The following is a 20,265-nucleotide window of genomic DNA, read 5'->3' as shown; positions in this document are numbered from 1 at the left end:
TAGGAATTGGGCAAACCTTCCCCTTACGGGATTTACCCGAATTGAATTATTATTTGATGTTCTTTGAAAAAGCTTAAGAAGCCATTTCAGTTTGAGAGGAGTTTTTGAAAGAAATAAAAGCAAGGTTTAATCATTCCTCTCACAGATATACATCTTACTTTTATTCTTTCTTTTTGAAGCTTCAAATAATCTCTGGAGATAAAATTGAACGTCCTTAATAAATTTCATAAACAGCGATTATGGCATAAAAATATGTATGCATATTTGCTATAAAAATAGAACGTGACGTAAAGAACCTTAACGAGGATAAGCAGAATATTATAGAGGATAACTACTTTAAAAAATACTCTAACTAATTAGCTTTTTTGATCTTTTTATTTGAATGTTATCAGTCAGAATAGTAGAGTACACTTAAAAAAACAATCTAATCACAAAGTTTTATAGTAAAGAGAATAACAATCTTCATTTATTTACTTATTCACATTTAATAAGCAGTAAGTGAAATTCATTTTAGATAATTTATTTTAAAAAAATTATGGAGAAAGATTGTACAAACGCACTAAATCAAATATCACAAAAAGTAGAAACACTCACGAGATTTGATATAGAAGTATTAAAAGTTGTTAGCTGTAGAAAAAGAAACTCTTTAGGAGAAGTAAATTGGAGTTTTAGACCTATAATATCCATTGAGAAAAAATCTGGTAAAGGAAAAATACCTTACACAGCAATTCCAAAAAATGATTTGGAGGATTTAAATAGTCAGACTACTAAAGATTATGAAAAAGCATTAGAGGATTTACCACAAAAATTAATTAAATGGGATGAATTAAATAAAACAAATGATAAAGAACTAACCCCGCACGATTGTTTTAAAGGTCCTATCACATACGGATATCATTTTCAATGTAGAGATTGTGGTGGTCAGGGTTGGAATCAATGTGGAAATTGTAGGGGTAAAGGCTCAAATACTTGTGACAAATGTAATACTAAAGGTTATATACAATGTTCAAAGTGTATAAATATATGGGGCAATAATACTGGAAAAATAAAAGGGGAAACTTGTCCAACTTGTCAAGGAAGAAAAACTATTACTTGTAATAAATGTCAGGGTCAAGGAAATTTACGATGTAAACGATGTAATGGATCAGGAACAATAAGCTGTCGAAGCTGTGGTAATACAGGTTTTTTTCACGAATTAATGATTTTAACTTGTGTGGTAAACACAGTTTACAAATACATCCCAAATCCAAAAGAGAAAAATAAACAAATCATTCAAGAACTTAACAGACGTAATCTTAAAGATTTACAAAAAATATCCAAAGTACATAGGATAGAATCAAAAATTCACAATAAATCAATCACAAGAAATTATAATTCTAATTGCAGTATAACTGAATTAATAATCAAGATATTAGATAAAAAACTTATTTTCATTGGTTATGGAGAAAATGAAATAATATTTAACTATAATAATATCGTCTCGATATTACTTGAGGCAGATTTAATAGTACTCGAGAGAACTCTCAATCTTTCAAAATATAAGTTATGGGGTACACTAATAGAACTCTCAGATAATGTAGGGCGAGTGCTAGAGTCAGAAATTAATACGATGGCAACAAAATCTTCTCTAATCCAAGATGGAATAATTAATAAAAATTATGCTGATCGTATTAAAACTGCCTTATCTAAATCTTTAAAAAAAATTATTTTTTGCAAACTAGGAACTCCATTATTAACATTATGTCTTTTGTGTCTGTTTATTTTTGCAATTGACTATTTTGTAGATATAAATTTAATATTAGGAATGTGGAAATATACTCTATATATTCTAATTCCTACTTTCACATGGTTTCTTTTTGAAGCAAATGTCAGAAAAAAAGTTAGTAATGAAATAAATGAATCATCTTGTAAGGATATCGACGTGACATATTTATTCAAAAGATATAACACTATGTCTAATTATAGGATAATAGCTTTAATTCCAATAGTTATGCTACTTGTTATTATTCTTTTGCTCTAACAATTTGCTCCTGAAATTCTAAAAATGGTTTTTATTTTAGAAAACTAACTAAAAGAGTTTCTCAATAAAAATAATAAAGTTCACAATTAATATTTATCTCTTCACAATAATTAATTTATAAAGTGAAGTTAATCTTCATTTATTTGGATCAATGATTTCTAATTTGATTTCTAACTTATTCTAACTAAGCAAAATAGTTTTTTGAGGTGTTATTTGCATAAAACAATAAAAAATGAAAAATTATAAATTTTATTCGATTATTACAGGTGTATTTGTTGCCTCATTATTAATTTCAAATATTTTAGATACAAAAGTTTTTATTTTATTTGGTCTAACATTACCCGCTGGAATTATTCTTTTTCCAATAGTTTATTTATTTGGAGATATTTTTACTGAAGTGTATGGATATCATGCATCGAGAAAAGCTATTTGGACAGCCTTTTTCTCTCTTATATTAGCAGTGGTGTTCTTTAAACTTGGAGAAATAATTGAGCCTGCTCCATTTTGGGAGAATCAACAAGCATTTAAAGATATACTAGGCAAAGTTCCTAGAATAGCGCTTGCTTCAATTGTTGCCTTTTTTCTTGGAGAGTTCACTAATTCGTATGTTTTATCTAAAATGAAATTAAAATCTAAAGGTAAATCAATGCCGATACGCTTTATTATATCTACAATATTTGGACAAGCAGTAGACACAAGTGTTTTTATTTTTATAGCATTATTTGGGTTAATGTCTTTTGGTGATTTAATTGAAGTATTTATATCAGCCTGGGCATTTAAAGTTGTTTGGGAAATAATAGCTCTACCAATAACAATACCTGTAGTTAAATGGCTAAAGAAGAAAGAGAATGAAGATCATTTTGACAAAAATGTAGATTATAACCCATTTAAAATATCATAGAATGGAAAGAATAATCCTAAATAAAGACGTGGCAGTTTTTAAAAAAAAATGGTGTAATGAAAATGAAGTTATCATAAACATAATTAATAAAGAATTACGTAACTTTTTTGTTCCTCCAGTATTAGATGTAGGTTACGGTATGGGAGATATTGCTTATTTATGTCTTTCTGATATACCAGTAACAGGAATTGATATTAATTATGCGACTCCTAAAAAGTTTCCATTAGCAGATAAACATTTGAGACTTAAAAAAGATTTCTTTGATTTTACAACACAGAAACAGTACAATACTCTTTTATTATCTCATGTCTTACAATATATAGATAATGACTTAAATAAACTCGAAAGAAAAATTGAAGAAATAAAGGCTCAGACCATAATAATTATAGCTAATAAAAATGATGGAATAATGGGAGAATTAGTTAAATGGGTTACAAAAGTATTCCCAGAGCCTAATCCAGAGGTACGGATATTAAACTTCCCTAAAAAATACTATTTAAAAAAATCTAAATCTTTTTCAGCTCAGTTACAATGCAAAACATTTGAACAACTAGCAGAGCAAGTATCATATTTAATGATAATAGATATTTCAAAAAAATTGAAAGACACAGTGTTTTTTCTAAAAAATCATTTAGAAAAACCAGAATTTACAATAAATCAAGACATTCTAATCTATGAAAGAAAATAATTTAGACAAACTTTTTAGTTTTATAGAAGATCCAATAGTAAGAGAAAAGTTAATTCAATCAGAAGATCGTATTAGAAGGTCATATAACGAACTTTTTTCTGGATACTCATTAACAGCTGACAATGTTTTAAATGATGTTTTAAGAGTAAAGAATTACACAGGTATTATAGAGATTAAAAATATCAACTTTTATAGTTTTTGCGAACATCATTTTGCTCCTTTTTTTGGCACCTGCGACGTCTATTATCAACCTAATGAGATTATCACTGGACTTGGTAAAATTGTCCGACTTGTTAGAGATGTTCATGCTAAGCGCCTTCAAATTCAGGAAATATTTAACAAAGATATTGCAGATGATATCATGCGAGTATTAAACGCAAAAGGAGTTTATGTAGAATCAACTGCAAAGCATTTATGTGTGTGTTCAAGAGGTCCTAGTGATGACACCGCAGAAACAAAGGTTACATATAGTCTTGGTAGTCTAAAAGATTGGTATAAAAATAAATAATGAATAGTTTTGAGGAAATAAATGATTATGATTACTATTTACTTCCTAGAGAAGTTAATACTATGCCATCTGATTATCAAAATGTAATTAATAAGCATTTTGATTTTAAAAAAGACAAGGATGGTAATATTAACAATAAAGATTTAATATTATGCCTCATTGAGACAGTAACATTAAATGATAGTAATGCTATTGGAAAAACATTAGTTAGAGCACAGTTTCAAGGAAGAAGCATAATTGATTATATAGATAAGTATAAGGAAATTGTAAAAAAAATAAAGAAAACACCTGGTTTGGTTGAAGGTATTTCTAAATATAATGAGTGGTATAACCGTAATTCTTATATATTCTTACATGAAAATAAGGATCATAATCATAGTGATAAACGTCCTTCAGATTGGCGAACACCTCCAGAAATAGAAGTGAAAAAAAATGAGGAAAGAAAATTATATGCAGATTTAGAAGAGAAATTAACAGAAGAAGATATACTAAAGTATCTAAATTATTATTCAAAAGTTTTATTGGAAGAACTTGATTTTAGAAATTACCCTAATGTCTGTTTTATTGTAAAACCAATTGCAGTAACAGATGGAGTTGATCATATAGCATTAGGTAATCTTTATATGCATTTTGCTACTAATACTCCAAAATCTAAATATTTTTATACTAGGATTATAAATGATTATATGAGGGTTTGGTATAAAGTTAATGGATTTGAAGTAATAACTGAAATATCAGATTACAACCTTAATTCTATGAAACTTGAGGTTCTTAAATCACAGGTAAATAATAATTTTATACCAGATTTTAAAAATTTAAAAGGTTCAGATAGATTATCAAAACCACTTTCAAAAATCAATTCAAAAACAATAATCGATTTCTATAATGAACTCTATTTAAATATTAAAATTAAAGTTGCTTTTGAAAAAGAGTTATTTGATAAATGTCAAAAAGTAATTACTTTTCTAATTAAACATCAAGATGATTTTATTAAAGATGAAAATGTAAGATGTTTTGATTTAAAAAAAATATCTCCAAAATGTTCTGTAAAAGGCTTAAGAAGTGCAAATCAGAATTTAAAATATTTTGCAGATTTATTAATCTTTAGAGAAATTTATAAGATAGGAATTCTATTATTTAATTTAGAACCTAAAAAATTCCAAAGAGCTCTTAAAGACGGGATTTACTCTATGGTCAATGATAAATATGGCAATTCAGAATATGCTTATTTATGGACTGAAAGGTTCATACCTTTTATACAGAATAGTAATTACGAAAAAAACAAGCATAATATTAAAAATTTAATAGAAGACAGTTTATGTGAAATTGAAAAAGCATATTTGAAAAAATATATGAAAATGAAAAAAAAATCTAAGTTGGAATCTAATTAAATTTTATAATTGTTTCTACAAAAAAACAATCGCATATTTTATAAAAGTTAGGATAAGATATTAAAAGATACATCCTACAGTATATTTAACCCAATGTTTATTCGTAAGCATTGGGTTCTTTGATTTACTGATATTTCGTACCTCTCTATACCGAAAGGACGACAGCCTCTCTGATCTTTAATTCCAAGGCTGCGCTGAGTGAAACAACACTCAAAACATAGGAATTAAAAAACCCAATATCTATTCTCACAGATATTGGGTGAAATTAAAAGGTGTGTGTTTCCTGATTTTCAACCTCCGGAGACACCAATTAATTTTATAAAGATATTCAAAAAAAGAAAATCCAAAGAACATATTACAGTAAATATGGTTTTTTGCAAGTTTCTAAACGATACTTTGTATGATTAGTTGTCACATCTTTTTCGGAAAAATTAACTAAAACTTTTAGAAGAAGATGAAAAAAAGATTCTTTCTCGTAGTTATGGTCTTGATAAGACGGTACTACAAATTGATTTTTAAATCTCCTGTAGTTAATGCTATAAAGAGATTAAGTTTAGGATATGTTAATGGAAATGGAGCATTTCATGTATCTCATGATATGCTTGATCTCAATATTTCTAAATACCTATTAGTAGTTTATTTCATTCTTATGTTAATGACTACGTTCAATATTATTTTTCCTAAAGCCTGTAAGAGTGAACATCATAGTATGTTTAAATATATAAGATGGTGTAATATCGCTATTATAGTTGTTTTAGCTATTACTGATTGTATAGAACAGTGCGCTTTTGTAGAATCATCAATAGTAGAAGTAATATTGGAAATAGCTATTGAAATAGCACATCCAGCCTTTGTTTAAATTAAAACTAATCGATTAAACCTACTATTGTAAATAGGAGGTTTTTATATAAAAAATCATAAAATGAAAAAAATCAACCAGAAAAAAGGGGTTTTCGTATATATAAATTACCTCTTAACAAATGCAAAAAATAAGACAATTGAATATTTAAAAGAAAATCCAAAAGAAACAAGAATACACTTTAAAGATGTACTCTGGATAAGTACTGAAAATATGGCAAAAAATTGGATTAAAATAAAAGCTATAAAGCATGAGAAGCTTTTATATGAAAATCGCAGTATGGTAAACTTTATAAGAATTGCTGGAAAGCAAGAATTTTGTAAAATAGCCAAAAATCTAACGGTGAACCTTTTTCATATAAAAAGGAAATCTAACCTTGCGATCATTGAACTTACAAACGGTGATACATTTAAAGTAAATAGATCATACCGTAGTGAATTAAGAAGTAGGTTGTTAATGATTTGGGAAGAATAAACACTTAACTACAAATACGATGCAGGTTAAAGCAATAATAATTATTATTGCTTTAACCTGCATTTTTTTTGGAATATAAAAAAGCGTTGTGTCGTATTTCAATTTCATATTATAAATGTAACTGAAATACAATCTGATTTTGGTTAGATTAAGTTAGAAAGCTATTGTTTCATGCTTTAATTCTATAATTCCTTTGTATAACAGTCTCTAATCTATTGTTAGCACAAAGTATAATTACTAAAAGGAGGAATATTGTTTTTTTTGGTAGAGTCTTAAATCACTTCCGTTTATAATTTTTAAAAGGATTTAATTTAAGTTTTTCTCTTGAAAGTTTATTTCCCTTTTACTATTTATAATCACTAACGGAGGATCAGTATGTAGTGATGATTCTATTAAATCTTTTGCTCCTTCTATACTATAAGGAAGTCCAAAGGCAACAACTTGTGGTGTTATTTGAGTTTTAACATCATAAATTTTAGACTTTATTGTAGCTAATGATTGCATTGCTGCCTGAATAGTAGTTTCATTAATTCTATCTGGAATTGGAACTGCTGGAGAGATGTTTTCTCCACTTATTCCTAAAGTTTGAATCACTAAAGTACCATTTAATTGATCTTTAGATGCTGCTATCGCAAGCCCATAAAGACTTCCTAAATTTAAACTTAGCGAATCTTTTACTACTGTAACAGAGGCTTGTATTCTTAAACCAACTCCTACATAAACTGGTATTTTGACTTTGTGACTGAAAGACTTTTTTTTAGTATCTACTATGAATCTATATTCTCTTTTTTGAGTACTAACAACTCCATGATTTGTTCTTAATTCTGTTTGCCTATTAATTATTTTCTTACCAATTAAAGTAGTATCTAATTTTGTAAATAATTCCTTCTTAGGATTTGCCTCACCATTATATATTTTCAACCAATCTCTCTTTAAACTATTAGTAGCATAATCATCAATTTGATATTCTTCGTTGTATTCAGCAGGTATAGAAGTTGTAATGTATTTTATATAATCTACAATTACGGTATAACTTTCTCCTGCTTTTGCAACATTAAATGGACCAAAAGCAATTGACCCATTTTGATTAATTTTTCCAATTGCTATTCGAGTAGCCTCATTAGGTAATTGATTAATGATTTGATTCATACTAATTGAATCATTTTGTGTTTTAACAAGAATTTTAATAGGATCTATTGGTTGGTAACCTTTCATAGCTAAGGTTACATCGTTTGCTCTATTATTAATATTATTTACTGTTTGATCTTCTTTAAAAACTCCACATGAACTAAAAAATAAAATCAATAAATAGTATATCCCTTTTTCCATAATAAATTACTTTACCAGAATAATAAATTCAAAATCTGCATAGATTAAAATAATCTAATAGTTTTTAGTTTTAGTACGGTTTCCCGTAATCTTACCGATTTTCTATTAACTCTTTTATCTTTTTATAATAACTAGGATTTACGTCTTCATTCTTTTCTATTTTAGTAATTGAAGAGCTATCGATTTTAAGAGTGTCTGAAATATTTTTCTGTGTAAGCCCATGTATACTTCTATAAATGTAAAGTCTTCCCCAAAGCGTATTTTCATCAACACCAAGCGGTGGCACATACCCCAGCCAGTTAATGATTTTCTTTCGCATCCTAGGAATTAAGTGTTTATGATGATTCTCCCATGTTCCAATAGTAAGTGGATTTACATCTAGTATTTTAGCTAGTTCTACTTTAGATAATCCTCTATCTATACGACGCGCTTTTATATGGTCATAAATAGTATCAAGTGATGTTGGATAGCCTGCTGGATGAGGAATTGTAGTATGTAAGTCTATAGAACAAATGGGCAACGAAACCCATTGGAGAAGCCAAAGCAGTGACTATTGTAGCGGCATTAGAACTTGGAAGACGGAGAAATGATGGGAGTACGCTTTCGCGAAAGCGTATCACCTCTTCTTCTTCGGTTTTTGAAGTATTACAACCTATTATAGGAGACTTATCACACGAAGAGTTTTGGGTAATATACCTTAATAACTCCAATCGAATCCTAGAAAAACAACAATTAAGTAAAGGGGGTATTACAGGTACATTAGTAGATGTGCGATTAGTGCTTAAAACTGCATTGGCATTAAATGCGGTGGGGATTATTTTGGCTCATAATCATCCTTCAGGAACCTTAAAACCCAGTAAATCGGATAAGCAGCTTACTCAAAAATTAAAGGTAGCTGCAGCGAGCTTGGATGTAAAGGTGTTGGATCATATTATTGTAACCGAAAAGGCGTATTTTAGCTTTGCCGATGATGGCTTGCTTTAAATTTCTTTCTTAAATGCTACTGGTCTATACGCATAAAATTACACCTAGAGTCACCTATATATTTAAGCATATATGTACTAGGACTATGGGGATTGCTGTGTCTTTTACCTCTAAGGTGGAAGATTTTGTAGCACACGATGGACCCAAATTATCATATACACATAAGCAGTTAGGTAATGAATTACATATAAGTGCTATTGATCTTCTTTTTGAACAAGGAGTGATGGATGTAGACATCCAATTACAAGATTGGGATGGAGTTCCTTGCTTTTTTGCATCAAAGACTTCTGAAGCAATGCTTCCGTACGATATATTTGGAGCTGCTTTTTATATGTTGAGTAGGTATGAAGAATATTTGCCTCATGTAAAAGATGGATTAGGACGTTTTCCTGCTAGTGAAAGTATTGCCCATAAACATGGATTTTTAGATCGTCCTGTTGTAGATGAGTGGATCTTGCGGTTCAAAAAAATAATCACTGCATCTTTTCCTTCATATGTACTCAAAGAATTGAAATTTGAAACCCACGTTATTGTAGATGTACCGCAAGCATTTGAATTTAGAAAGATCGGTTTTTTAAGGACAGTAGGCGGTTATGGGCGAGATTTTGTAAACTTTCGCTTAAAGCGAAATTTTATACGTACTCAAGTATTACTGGGATTGCGAAAAGACCCATTTGATATATTTAGTTGGTTGGTAAATGTTCAAAAACAATCTTCCTCTCGATTTAAAGTGTTTTTTGAATTAGGAGATTATACAGAGGATAGTAAGAATATCAAATACAGTAAACGAAGTTTTCAATCGCTTATAAAAATGGTGGGAGATTATTCTTGTGTGGGATTATTAATCTCTAAAAGCGCTTCTAAATCTACGGTAGTACTCAAGGAAGAAAAAAAACGGATAGAGCATATCACAAACAGACCTTTAAAACAAACGAGGATTACAGATTATAAAATAACAGTACCCACCAGTTATAGAAATCTTTTAGATCAAGAAGTGCTCGAAGATTATACAATGGGATATCCAGACACTCCTGGTTTTAGAGCAAGTACAAGTATTCCATTTTTGTTTTATGATTTAGATTATGAAATACAAACCCCTCTAGTAATATATCCTTTTTGTATTCATATAAATGCCATTATAGATAAACACAAACAAACCGTAGATAGTGTAAGTTTGAATAAGATTAAAAATGCTGTAAAAAATGTAAATGGGTTATTTATAATAGCATTCTCAAATTCAGATTTTACAAATATATATAGTAAGAAAGTATTCAGAACATTATTAACAGCAGATGAATAAAGAAATAAAAGATGTTTTTTTTGATCTCGATCATACCTTATGGGATTTTGATCGTAATTCCGGATTGGCATTTTCCAAAATATTTGAAAAGAATAGTATAAATATAAATTTAGAAGCATTTTTAGAAGTGTATTCACCTATTAATTTTCAATATTGGAAATGGTATAGAGAAGAACGCGTCACTAAGGCGCAGTTGCGTTATGGGAGATTTAAAAAAACCTTTGACGCGCTTCGTATCAAAGTGACAGATGATACTATTGATAAACTATCTGAAGATTATATCATACATCTCCCCGATCATAATTATTTGTTTGATGGGACCATAGAACTTTTAGATTATTTAAAACAACACTATAAGCTACATATCATTACAAATGGTTTTGAAGAAGTACAATTAAAAAAACTAAAGAACTCAAATATTGACATGTATTTTGATACGGTCACTACGAGTGAAGCAGTGGGGGTTAAAAAACCTAATCCGCGTATTTTTAAAGTAGCCTTACAAGGAGCGAACGCAATTCCAGAAGAAAGTATGATGATAGGCGATACGTATGAGGCAGATATTTTAGGTGCCGAAGGAATGAATATGAAAACAATTTGTTATAATTATCACGATTTAAAAATGCCTGATAAACAAGTGGTTGTGAATCATTTGTTGGAGATACGTAACTATTTGTAGCAATATACTCAGTAATTAAGCGTTTTTGTTTAATACAGTCAACCCCTCCAAATTATGAAATACTTCCTGCGATATGTAAGTGTAGTAACACTTATCACTTCTGTTTTACTATATACGTCTTGTGTAGACGATGTAGATTTTGATCAAACACAAGATATTGTTCTTAGTCCTACGGTAGATGCTTCTTTAATTTTCTTTACGATAGATACATCAGATTTTGAAAGTGTAGATACGCAAGATGCAATAATCACGGTAAGAGATACCACACGTTTAGAATTTCTGAATGATGATTTTATAAGAGAAAATTTAATAGAAGTAACATTAGATTTTCAGGTAGATAATACCTTTGGGCAATCCCTTGTAAATCGTGCTGCTTTTATAAATAATGCTGGAGAAGAACAACTCGTAGTGTTTTTTGATATTATTTCTTCTCCTGATGGCTCTGTACAAAGAACCGAATTTACTCAAGTATTAAGTGAAGAAGATATTCAAGCAATAAGTAATGCAAATCAACTGGCTAATGAAGTGATTCTTACAACAAATGGGGCTTCTATAAATGGAGAGCTGTCACTTCAAAGTAAAGCAATTTATAAACTAGAATTTTCTGATTTATAATAGTATGCGAGCAGTAATTATTATATACATGAGTTTTGTAGTTACACAGGTGTGTGCTCAAAATAAACAGTTACTCTATAATGTAGACGATTTGCCACAAACATTACTTAGTAACCCAGGAGCTTCAATTGCTTTTGAAAAACATATCGGAATCCCATTTTTATCAGGTTTTTCGGTAAGTGCAGGGTCTAGTGGAGTCAGTACATATGATATTTTCCAAGAAGGAGGAGATATCAATACGCGTATACGAGATGCTATTTTTAGGTTAGATAATAAAGATTCATTTGTTGTAAATCAACAATTAGAACTCGTCTCTTTTGGATGGAAAAGTAAATTTACAGAGAATTATTACTCAGCAGGATTGTATCAGGAAACAGATGTAATTGCATATTTTCCTAAAGATATTGCAATTCTTGCGTATGAAGGAAATGCAAATTTTATAGATGTTCCTTTCCAATTTTCAGATATATCTGTTGCTGCAGAAGTTATTTCAGTCTATCACTTTGGAGTTAATAAGGAGATTTCTAAAAAACTTAGAGTGGGAGGTAGGGCAAAACTATATATGAGTATTGTAAATATCAATAGTACAGACAACGAAGGTGTTTTCATAACTAGAAGTACACCCAACGGTCCTAATTTTTTACAACATCAGGTGCAAGGTGCAAATGTAACGGCTAATACTTCAGGATTGCGCTCATTTGTAGATGATAATGCAGGGGCTGGTAAAGCAGTAGGAAGAGCGATACTTAGTAATAACCTTGGAGTAGGATTTGATATAGGGGCAACCTATACAATTGACGATCATTGGACAGCAACAGGAAGTATCATTGATGTAGGAGCTATATTTCATACTAAAGATTTAAAAAATTATAGATTATCTGGAAGTTATGAAACTGATGGAATAGAACTACAATTTCCTGATGTTTTAAATGGAGAAGATTTAACCGATTACTGGCAAAATCTACAAGATGAATTTGAGGAAAATCTTCCTTATGAAGATTCTTTGCAAGCTTCCTATACAACTTGGCGACCCACAAAGTTTAATGCTTCTATAAATAGAGGTTTTGGTACAAATCTTAATGGTGATTGTGATTGTACAAATAGCGGCGTAGACCGATATGCAACCAATGTGGGTGCTCAATTATATGCTATAAAACGTCCAAGAGGATTTCAAGGAGCTGCTACACTGTATGTTGATAGAACCTGGAATCGGTTTTTAAGAACGAAAATGACCTATACCTATGATGCGTTTTCTAATAGAAATATAGGGCTGTTACTTTCCACAAAAATTAACAAATTTAATGTTTATCTTGCAGCAGATAATATATTAGATTATACCAATCTGGCAAAGGCTCAAAGCGCTTCAGTACAGTTTGGTTTTCAGTTAATTTTTGATCCTGAATAAACAATGAAACACCTAGTAATTGCACTACTTTTACTGATACAATTTTCTTCATTTTCACAAAACGTAAATGACTATCAATATGTCATTATACCTGAGAAATATGACTTTGCAAAAAGTATAGACGAATATCAATTAAATTCACTCACACAATTCTTATTTAATAAGTACGGATTTGACTCTTATAGAGCTAGAGATGAAAAGCCATTAGGACTTAAAAATGGAAGTTGTAGTGCATTGTATGCAGATGTAGAAAGCGATTCTAACTTTATTGTTGCTAGATTAAAAGTGATCTTAAAAGATTGTGATGGAAAAGTAATCTTTATCACTGAACAAGGGAAAAGTAAAGATAAAGATTTTAAAAGAGCGTATCATGAAGCTTTACGTAAAGCATTTATTTCTTTAGAAGAATTAAAATATGTATACAATGGTACAACGCATGATAATACAACTACTCAGGTAGAAGAAACTCCTGAAATTAAGGAAGTAACAGAGGTAGAAATAGAAGAAGTAATTCCTCCAAAAGAAGCGACTACTTCGCAAATGGAGGAAGTTGAAAAGGTAGTGGAAGAGGAGATCGTAGAGAAGATGACGAGTCTGGACGGAACTTATCAAAGTGCAGATGGTACTTATAAAATGATTGTCTCTCAGGAAAACTTCATTATCTATGAAGGCTCAAAAAAGATTGGTACTGCTATTACAAATGATAACCTCAACTATGAGGTTCTTACTACTCAATTTAATGGAAAAGGTCGCTTTGAGAATAACAACTTTGTTATAGATCGTATTGTAAAAGGAATAGGTGTTGTACAAATGATTTTTTCTAAAAGCTAATGAAATACTTTTTAACCATAAGTTTAGCACTTCTTTTTTTAGGCTGTGGTCAAGAACAAAAGACTACTACTACAACTACCGTATCAGAAGAAAAAGTAGATAAAACCCAAAACCTATTTGAGCGTATTTCTAGTGCAGAAAGTGGGATTACATTTTCAAATGCACTTAAAGAAAATGTGGGATCTATAGAAAACCTATTTGACTTTGATTATTTCTATAATGGAGCAGGAGTAGGTATTGCCGATATTAATAATGATGGACTACAAGATATCTTTTTTGCAGGTAATCAAGTAGAAAACAAATTATACCTAAATAAAGGAAATCTCCAGTTTGAAGATATTTCTGAACAAGCTGGAATTAATACAGGTAAACAATGGGCAAATGGAGTCACTTTTGCCGATGTAAATAATGATGGATGGTTAGATATATACGTCTCACAAGGAGGCCCTAAGCAAGCAGAAGATCGTAAAAACCTACTGTACATTAATTTAAAAGATAACCGCTTTCGCGAAAGCGCACAAGACTATAATCTCGCAGATTCAGGGATCAGTACACAATCTGTGTTTTTTGATTACGATAATGACGGCGACCTAGATTGTGTGGTTTCTAATGAAAACGAATTTTATGGATTAGATCCACAACGTTTTTTTGCTACAATGAAATTAGGAAATAACCTAGAGAAAAGTAGTGTGCAACTTTATGAAAATACGGGAACATCGTATCGTAAAGTCACAAAGAAAGCAGGATTACTTAAAGCAGCATTTGGATTAGGGATTACGGTAAGTGATATCAATAATGATGGATGGTTGGATATCTATATTGCAAATGATTATTATGTGCCAGATGCAATGTATATCAATAATAAAAACGGAACCTTTACAGATCGTATTAAAGAATACACTAAGCAAGTGTCTTTCTTTGGAATGGGAGTAGATATTGCCGATATCAATAATGATAAACTTCAAGATATTTTTGTGCTAGATATGGCAGCTAGTGACCATGTGCGTTCAAAGACTTTAATGGCAAGTATGGATGTAGATAGATTTTCCATGCTTGTAGATGATTTTGGATTCCAACACCAGTATATGTTTAATTCATTGCAATTAAATATGGGTGGAAATCACTTTAATAATGCTGTACATCAAGCAAAAATGGCAAAAACCGATTGGAGTTGGGCAGGCCTTATCGCCGATTTAGATAACGATTCTCATCGTGATGTATATGTAACCAATGGCTATAGACGATATGCTTTAGATAATGATATTCAGAATCAAGTGCGAGACACTCAAAAAGCTTTTGGAGGTCAAGTACCTATAGACGTAAAGCAAAAGTTGTATGATGCAATGCCTACTGAAAAGCTAAGTAATATCATGTTTCATAACGACGGAAATCTTCATTTTAAAAATAAAGGCTATCAATGGGGGCTAGCTGTAGCTTCTTACTCAAACGGTGGTGCTTATGCCGATTTAGATAACGATGGTGATTTAGAGCTTGTCGTAAATAATATTGATGATGAAGCATTCCTATTTAAAAATACCAGTGTAGAAAAAGAGACAGGAAATTATGTACGCGTTTCTTTGAAAGGGAAAACTTCAGAGACATTTGCTAAAGTTACTATTGCTTATGGAAATCAATCTCAAGTGTATGAATCTAAAAGAGCCAAAGGATATCTTTCTGCTACAGAAAATAGTGCGCATTTTGGATTAGGGGATATCGATGTGATAGACAAGGTGACTGTACAATGGCTTTCTGGTAAAAGTGAAGAACGTACCAATGTAAAAGTAAATACAGCACTCGTGTTTTCTGAAGAAGATGCAACTATTTCAACAGCGCCAGTTTTTATAGTTGATGGTAATGCTGAGTACGCTTTCGCGAAAGCGGAAACAACTTACGGACTCGATTTTACTCATAAAGAGAATAGTTATGATGATTTTGCTAAAGAAGTCTTATTGCCGTATAAGCAATCTACTTTAGGTCCTCATATGACAAAAGGTGATGTGAATGGTGACGGCCTTGAAGATGTTTATATAGGCGGTGCTTCAGGACAGGCAGGACAATTATATTTCCAAACTTCGAGTGGTTTTTCAAAATCTAATCAACCTGCTTTTACTGCTGATGCTATACATGAGGATATGGAATCTATTCTTTTTGATGCCGATGGTGATCAGGACCTAGATCTTATTGTTGTAAGTGGCGGAAACGAATTTGCTTCTAATGCTTCGCAATATAAGAATAGGTATTATCAAAATGATGGAAAAGGAATGTTTACGCAAGCCTCTTTTGATACCGATGACTCAACTGGGTTTATGTCAAGTAAGTCTATTGCTATTATTGATTATGATGCCGATGGGGACTCAGATGTTATTGTGGGGAATAGGATTGAACCTCAACATTTTCCAACGAGCGCGCCTTCTCAGATTTATCAAAATAATGATGGTTCTTTTACTAATGTAACTGCTCAAGTCGCTCCAGGGCTGTTAGACTTTGGTATTGTAAATAAAGTAATTACTACAGATTATGACGCCGATGGTGATGCCGATTTTATGGTAGTAGGCGAGTGGTCTCATATAGGTGTTTTTAAAAATAATGAAGGCCTATTTACAGATGTTTCTGAAGAGGTAGGTCTTGAAAAAGAAAAAGGTTGGTGGTTTACAATCACTGAAACTGATGTAAATAAAGATGGTTTTCCAGATTATATTGTTGGGAATATAGGAGATAATATAAAGTATAAAGCAAGTGTAAAAACACCTTTTAAAGTTTTTGCTTCCGATTTTGATGATAATGGAACGTTTGATTTAGTACTAAGTAATAACTATAACGGAAATTATGTGCCTGCTAGAGGTAAGGAATGTTCCACACAACAAATGCCTTTTATCTCAGAAAAATTTGAAACATACAATGCATTTGCAAATGCTACTTTACAAGACATTTATGGAGAAAAATTAGAAACTGCTTATCAAAAAGAAGTAACTACATTTTCTTCTAAATTATTAATTAATAAAGGAGATGGTACTTTTGTAATTTCAGAATTACCAGCTATAGCTCAAGCTGCACCCGTATTGAGTGTTATATCTAAAGATATTAATGGAGATGGCTTTGATGATGCTATAGTGATAGGTAATATTTATGAAACCGAAGTTGAGACGCCACGTTACGATGCTGGAAATGGAGTGGTGTTATTATCAAATCAAAAAGATGGATATACGGCACTATCTGCTGTACAATCAGGATTGTATGTTGATGGTAATGCTAAGACTCTCCTGAAGGTGACTCATGAAGCGTTAGCTAAAGAAATACTATTGATAGGTGTAAATGATAGCGCCCTTAAAGTATTAACCTTCAAATAAGCTTAATATTCGTATTTGTCATTCCATCGTACTTTAAGAAAATCTCGTAATGCTTTTTCTCTTGATGAAGTACCTGGGTCATATAACTTCGTATTTGTGATTTCTTCGGGTAAAAATTCTTGGTTTACAAAATTACCAGGATAATCATGAGCGTATTTATAATTATCTCCATAGCCTAAATCTTGCATAAGCTTTGTTGGTGCATTGCGTAAATGCAACGGAATACTGAGATCTCCTGTTTCTCTAACGAGTTGTTGCGCTTTTTTTATAGCCATGTAAGAAGCATTGCTTTTGGGAGAGCTTGCAAGATAAGTTACGCATTGGCTTAATATGATTCTTGCTTCTGGATATCCTATTGTATTTACAGCTTGAAAACAATTGGTCGCTACCACCAAAGCGGTTGGATTTGCATTCCCTATATCTTCAGAGGCAGCAATAATGAGTCTACGCGCAATAAACTTCACATCTTCTCCTCCTTCAATCATTCTCGCAAGCCAGTATACAGCTGCATTGGGATCACTCCCTCTTATTGATTTTATAAAAGCAGAAATGATGTCATAGTGCTGTTCACCTGTTTTATCGTATAAAACGGTGTTTTTTTGAATCTTAGACATTACAAGATCATTTGTTACAATCACCTGATCTGCTGTTTCTGTTGTCACGACAAGTTCAAATATGTTTAGTAATTTTCGCGCATCACCACCACTCAGTCTTAATAATGCTTCCGTTTCTTTGAGGGATATTTTTTTCTTTTGAATAATGCTATCTTCTTCTATAGCACGTTTTAGTAGTGCTTCTAGATCTTCTTTGCCAAATGGTTTAAGAATATAAACTTGGCAACGCGACAAAAGGGCAGGAATAACTTCAAAACTTGGGTTTTCGGTTGTAGCTCCTATAAGTGTTACCCATCCTTTTTCGACAGCGCCTAATAAAGAATCTTGTTGCGATTTACTAAAACGGTGTATCTCATCTATAAAGAGAATCGGATTTTTTTGAGTAAATAAACCACCGCTTTGTTTTGCTTTGTCAATGACCTCTCTTACATCTTTTACACCACTATTAATAGCACTTAGCGTATAAAACGGTCGTTTTGATTCATTAGATATAATAGTTGCTAATGTTGTTTTCCCTATTCCAGGAGGTCCCCAAAGAATTAGAGATGGTATCACACCTACATTAAGGGCTTGACGTAATGATCCCTGTTCTCCAACAAGATGTAATTGACTCAAGTAATCTTCCAGTTTTTTGGGTCGTAAACGCTCTGCAAGTGGTGTATTCATATCATAAAAATAGGTATTTTATGAGTCATAGAATGACAATATTACTGGAATGTTATATTTGGCTAATTGTTTGCTTTTAGTAATGTATGCGTTCAAAACCTTCTTCTTTTCAATTTTATAACGGGGTCATATTATACCCAGTTGGTTTTGTGCTACTTATTTGGGTAGTGTATTGGATTGAAATACGTTTTGGTATAAATTTTACTCCGTATGGAGTGAAGCCACAAACAATGCTGGGATTGCGAGGTGTTTTGTTTTCTCCTTTTATACATGGGAGTCTAGCTCATTTATGGCATAACACGGTACCTTTATTTGTATTAAGTACAGCGCTCTTTTATTTTTATCACAAGATAGCTTGGCGTGTATTTTTCTTAATTATCCTTCTAAGTGGTGTTGGTACTTGGCTTATTGGCCGTTCTGCATATCATATAGGGATGAGTGGTGTGATTTATGGACTTGTCTCTTTCTTATTCTTTAAAGGAATAAGAGCAAAACATTTTAGATTAATTGCACTTTCTTTATTGGTTGTCTTTTTATATGGCAGTTTGGTGTGGGGAACGTTACCAATGGATGAAAAGATTTCTTGGGAAGGGCATTTAGCAGGATTTATAGCAGGAGCAATATTAGGTTTTTGCTTTCGCGAAAGCGTGGCTAAGCCGCCAAAATATGAATGGGAATCCATAGATTATAACGAAGAAGATGATCCATTTATGAAGCAATTTGACGAAAATGGAAATTTTATTGAGATAATAGAAGAGATACCTGAGGAAGAAACTATAGATGCTCCGACTATAAATTATATATACAAAGAAGAGAATTCTACATCAGATTCTAATACTAAGGCAGATTAAAGCCTTTGTCTTACAACTTCATATAAAAAAGCACCACAAGCTACAGATACATTTAAAGAAGCAATAGAACCCATTAATGGGAGTTTTGCTTTTTCATCTACAATTTTAAGAACTCCAGATGAAACACCACTATCTTCTCTACCCATGACAATAGCGGTAGGTTGTTTAAAATCTATGTTGTATAATGTGTTTTCTGTTTTTTCTGTGGCTGCAACAACTTTTATATCCGAACCTTGTAGGTAATAAATTGCATCTTTAAGATGATCTACTTTTGCAATAGGAATATTAAAAGCAGCACCAGCAGATGTTTTGATAGCAACAGCATTAAGTGGGGCGCCCCCTTTTTTTGGAATAATAATACCATGAGCTCCTGTACATTCTGCGGTACGTATAATCGCGCCAAAATTTCGAACATCAGAAAGCTGATCTAATAGAATGAATAGTGGGGTAACACCAGATGCTATAGTTTGATTAACGAGCTCTTCAAAATCTTGAAATTTTATAACAGAGATATTGGCTATAGCTCCTTGGTGATTTTGTTGTGTAAGCTTATTTAATTTCTGTATAGGAACGTAGGAGGTTTGTATTCCTTTCTTTTTAATAAGTGTATTTAATTCACTGGTTAGATTATTTGTAAGTCCAGTTTGTAAATATACCTTATCTATTTCCTTTCCGGATTCAATAGCTTCTATTATTGCTCTTGTTCCAAATATTTGAAGATCTTTTTTCATAGAGTTTGTAAAAGTACAAGTTTCTGAGAAATTTACTCTTTTAAAAATAAAAGATGTAGTAATTATTTTTTG

At 31.4% G+C, this 20,265-nt stretch carries 18 protein-coding genes and 1 pseudogene; 15 read left to right on the top strand and 4 right to left on the bottom strand.

All coding sequences use genetic code 11. From position 1 onward, the window contains the following. Nucleotides 1–535: 535 nt before the first annotated feature. The 7 genes from CHB80_RS19955 to CHB80_RS19925 all read left to right on the top strand — a co-directional run bounded on the left by CHB80_RS19955 (nucleotide 536) and on the right by CHB80_RS19925 (nucleotide 6,841). Nucleotides 536–2,020, top strand: coding sequence for a hypothetical protein (locus tag CHB80_RS19955; RefSeq protein WP_089373280.1), 1,485 nt, complete (start codon nucleotides 536–538; stop codon nucleotides 2,018–2,020). A 232-nt stretch (nucleotides 2,021–2,252) separates the two neighbouring features. Then, nucleotides 2,253–2,921: a queuosine precursor transporter gene (locus CHB80_RS19950; RefSeq protein WP_089373279.1), complete on the top strand. Its 669-nt coding sequence runs from the start codon at nucleotides 2,253–2,255 to the stop codon at nucleotides 2,919–2,921. A gap of 1 nt (nucleotide 2,922) precedes the next feature. Next, complete coding sequence (locus CHB80_RS19945) at nucleotides 2,923–3,609, top strand: hypothetical protein (RefSeq protein ID WP_089373278.1); 687 nt, start codon at nucleotides 2,923–2,925, stop codon at nucleotides 3,607–3,609. After that, entirely contained in the window at nucleotides 3,596–4,117 is a 522-nt protein-coding gene (gene folE, locus CHB80_RS19940) for a GTP cyclohydrolase I (protein WP_089373277.1), read from the top strand. Before CHB80_RS19945 ends, folE begins: the two co-directional genes overlap by 14 nt. Next, nucleotides 4,117–5,508 carry a hypothetical protein gene (locus tag CHB80_RS19935; RefSeq protein ID WP_089373276.1) on the top strand — a complete coding sequence of 464 codons (1,392 nt, stop codon included), beginning with the start codon at nucleotides 4,117–4,119 and terminating at the stop codon, nucleotides 5,506–5,508. The genes folE and CHB80_RS19935 overlap by 1 nt, the downstream gene beginning before the upstream one ends. 481 nt (nucleotides 5,509–5,989) lie before the next feature. Next, a complete protein-coding gene (locus tag CHB80_RS19930) occupies nucleotides 5,990–6,367 on the top strand; it encodes a hypothetical protein (RefSeq protein WP_143337195.1) in 378 nt (125 codons plus the stop codon). Nucleotides 6,368–6,430: 63 nt separating this feature from the next. Continuing rightward, nucleotides 6,431–6,841: a LytTR family transcriptional regulator DNA-binding domain-containing protein gene (locus CHB80_RS19925; RefSeq protein ID WP_089373274.1), complete on the top strand. Its 411-nt coding sequence runs from the start codon at nucleotides 6,431–6,433 to the stop codon at nucleotides 6,839–6,841. A gap of 306 nt (nucleotides 6,842–7,147) precedes the next feature. Here the strand turns inward: CHB80_RS19925 and CHB80_RS19920 are convergent, their stop codons facing one another. After that, nucleotides 7,148–8,170: a hypothetical protein gene (locus CHB80_RS19920; protein ID WP_089373273.1), complete on the bottom strand. Its 1,023-nt coding sequence runs from the start codon at nucleotides 8,168–8,170 to the stop codon at nucleotides 7,148–7,150. 91 nt (nucleotides 8,171–8,261) lie between these two features. Next, entirely contained in the window at nucleotides 8,262–8,690 is a 429-nt protein-coding gene (locus CHB80_RS19915) for a helix-turn-helix domain-containing protein (RefSeq protein ID WP_089373272.1), read from the bottom strand. Nucleotides 8,691–8,692: 2 nt separating this feature from the next. On the opposite strand from CHB80_RS19915, the pseudogene CHB80_RS19910 reads away from it, so the two are divergent. From CHB80_RS19910 to CHB80_RS19880, 7 genes and pseudogenes are all read left to right on the top strand, one after another. Next, a pseudogene (locus CHB80_RS19910) lies at nucleotides 8,693–9,154 on the top strand (JAB domain-containing protein); the annotation flags it as partial. 85 nt (nucleotides 9,155–9,239) lie between these two features. Beyond that, nucleotides 9,240–10,454 carry a polysaccharide deacetylase family protein gene (locus CHB80_RS19905; RefSeq protein WP_229746913.1) on the top strand — a complete coding sequence of 405 codons (1,215 nt, stop codon included), beginning with the start codon at nucleotides 9,240–9,242 and terminating at the stop codon, nucleotides 10,452–10,454. Next, on the top strand, nucleotides 10,447–11,133 hold the full coding sequence (locus CHB80_RS19900; RefSeq protein WP_089373269.1) for a YjjG family noncanonical pyrimidine nucleotidase: 687 nt from the start codon (nucleotides 10,447–10,449) through the stop codon (nucleotides 11,131–11,133). Before CHB80_RS19905 ends, CHB80_RS19900 begins: the two co-directional genes overlap by 8 nt. 54 nt (nucleotides 11,134–11,187) lie before the next feature. After that, nucleotides 11,188–11,748 carry a hypothetical protein gene (locus CHB80_RS19895; protein WP_089373268.1) on the top strand — a complete coding sequence of 187 codons (561 nt, stop codon included), beginning with the start codon at nucleotides 11,188–11,190 and terminating at the stop codon, nucleotides 11,746–11,748. Between the two features lie 28 nt (nucleotides 11,749–11,776). Further along, the gene (locus tag CHB80_RS19890; protein WP_143337194.1) at nucleotides 11,777–13,153 is read left to right on the top strand and encodes a DUF5723 family protein; all 1,377 of its coding nucleotides are present in this window, start codon (nucleotides 11,777–11,779) and stop codon (nucleotides 13,151–13,153) included. Nucleotides 13,154–13,156: 3 nt separating this feature from the next. Then, nucleotides 13,157–13,984, top strand: coding sequence for a hypothetical protein (locus tag CHB80_RS19885; protein ID WP_089373266.1), 828 nt, complete (start codon nucleotides 13,157–13,159; stop codon nucleotides 13,982–13,984). Beyond that, a complete protein-coding gene (locus CHB80_RS19880; protein ID WP_089373265.1) occupies nucleotides 13,984–17,331 on the top strand; it encodes a VCBS repeat-containing protein in 3,348 nt (1,115 codons plus the stop codon). The genes CHB80_RS19885 and CHB80_RS19880 overlap by 1 nt, the downstream gene beginning before the upstream one ends. Nucleotides 17,332–17,333: 2 nt before the next feature. Here the strand turns inward: CHB80_RS19880 and CHB80_RS19875 are convergent, their stop codons facing one another. Then, nucleotides 17,334–18,611, bottom strand: a complete 1,278-nt coding sequence (locus tag CHB80_RS19875) for a replication-associated recombination protein A (protein WP_089373264.1) — start codon at nucleotides 18,609–18,611, stop codon at nucleotides 17,334–17,336. 86 nt (nucleotides 18,612–18,697) lie between these two features. On the opposite strand from CHB80_RS19875, the gene CHB80_RS19870 reads away from it, so the two are divergent. Then, the gene (locus tag CHB80_RS19870) at nucleotides 18,698–19,462 is read left to right on the top strand and encodes a rhomboid family intramembrane serine protease (RefSeq protein ID WP_089373263.1); all 765 of its coding nucleotides are present in this window, start codon (nucleotides 18,698–18,700) and stop codon (nucleotides 19,460–19,462) included. On the opposite strand, the gene rlmB is transcribed toward CHB80_RS19870, so the two are convergent. Further along, on the bottom strand, nucleotides 19,459–20,193 hold the full coding sequence (gene rlmB, locus CHB80_RS19865) for a 23S rRNA (guanosine(2251)-2'-O)-methyltransferase RlmB (protein ID WP_089373298.1): 735 nt from the start codon (nucleotides 20,191–20,193) through the stop codon (nucleotides 19,459–19,461). The two genes, CHB80_RS19870 and rlmB, sit on opposite strands and share 4 nt — an antisense overlap. Between the last annotated feature and the right edge of the window lie 72 nt (nucleotides 20,194–20,265).

The organism is Dokdonia pacifica, assembly GCF_900188275.1.
Lineage (GTDB): Bacteria > Bacteroidota > Bacteroidia > Flavobacteriales > Flavobacteriaceae > Dokdonia > Dokdonia pacifica.
The sequence above is the reverse complement of the archived record's forward strand: the minus strand, read 5'-3'. Positions and strand labels throughout refer to the sequence as shown.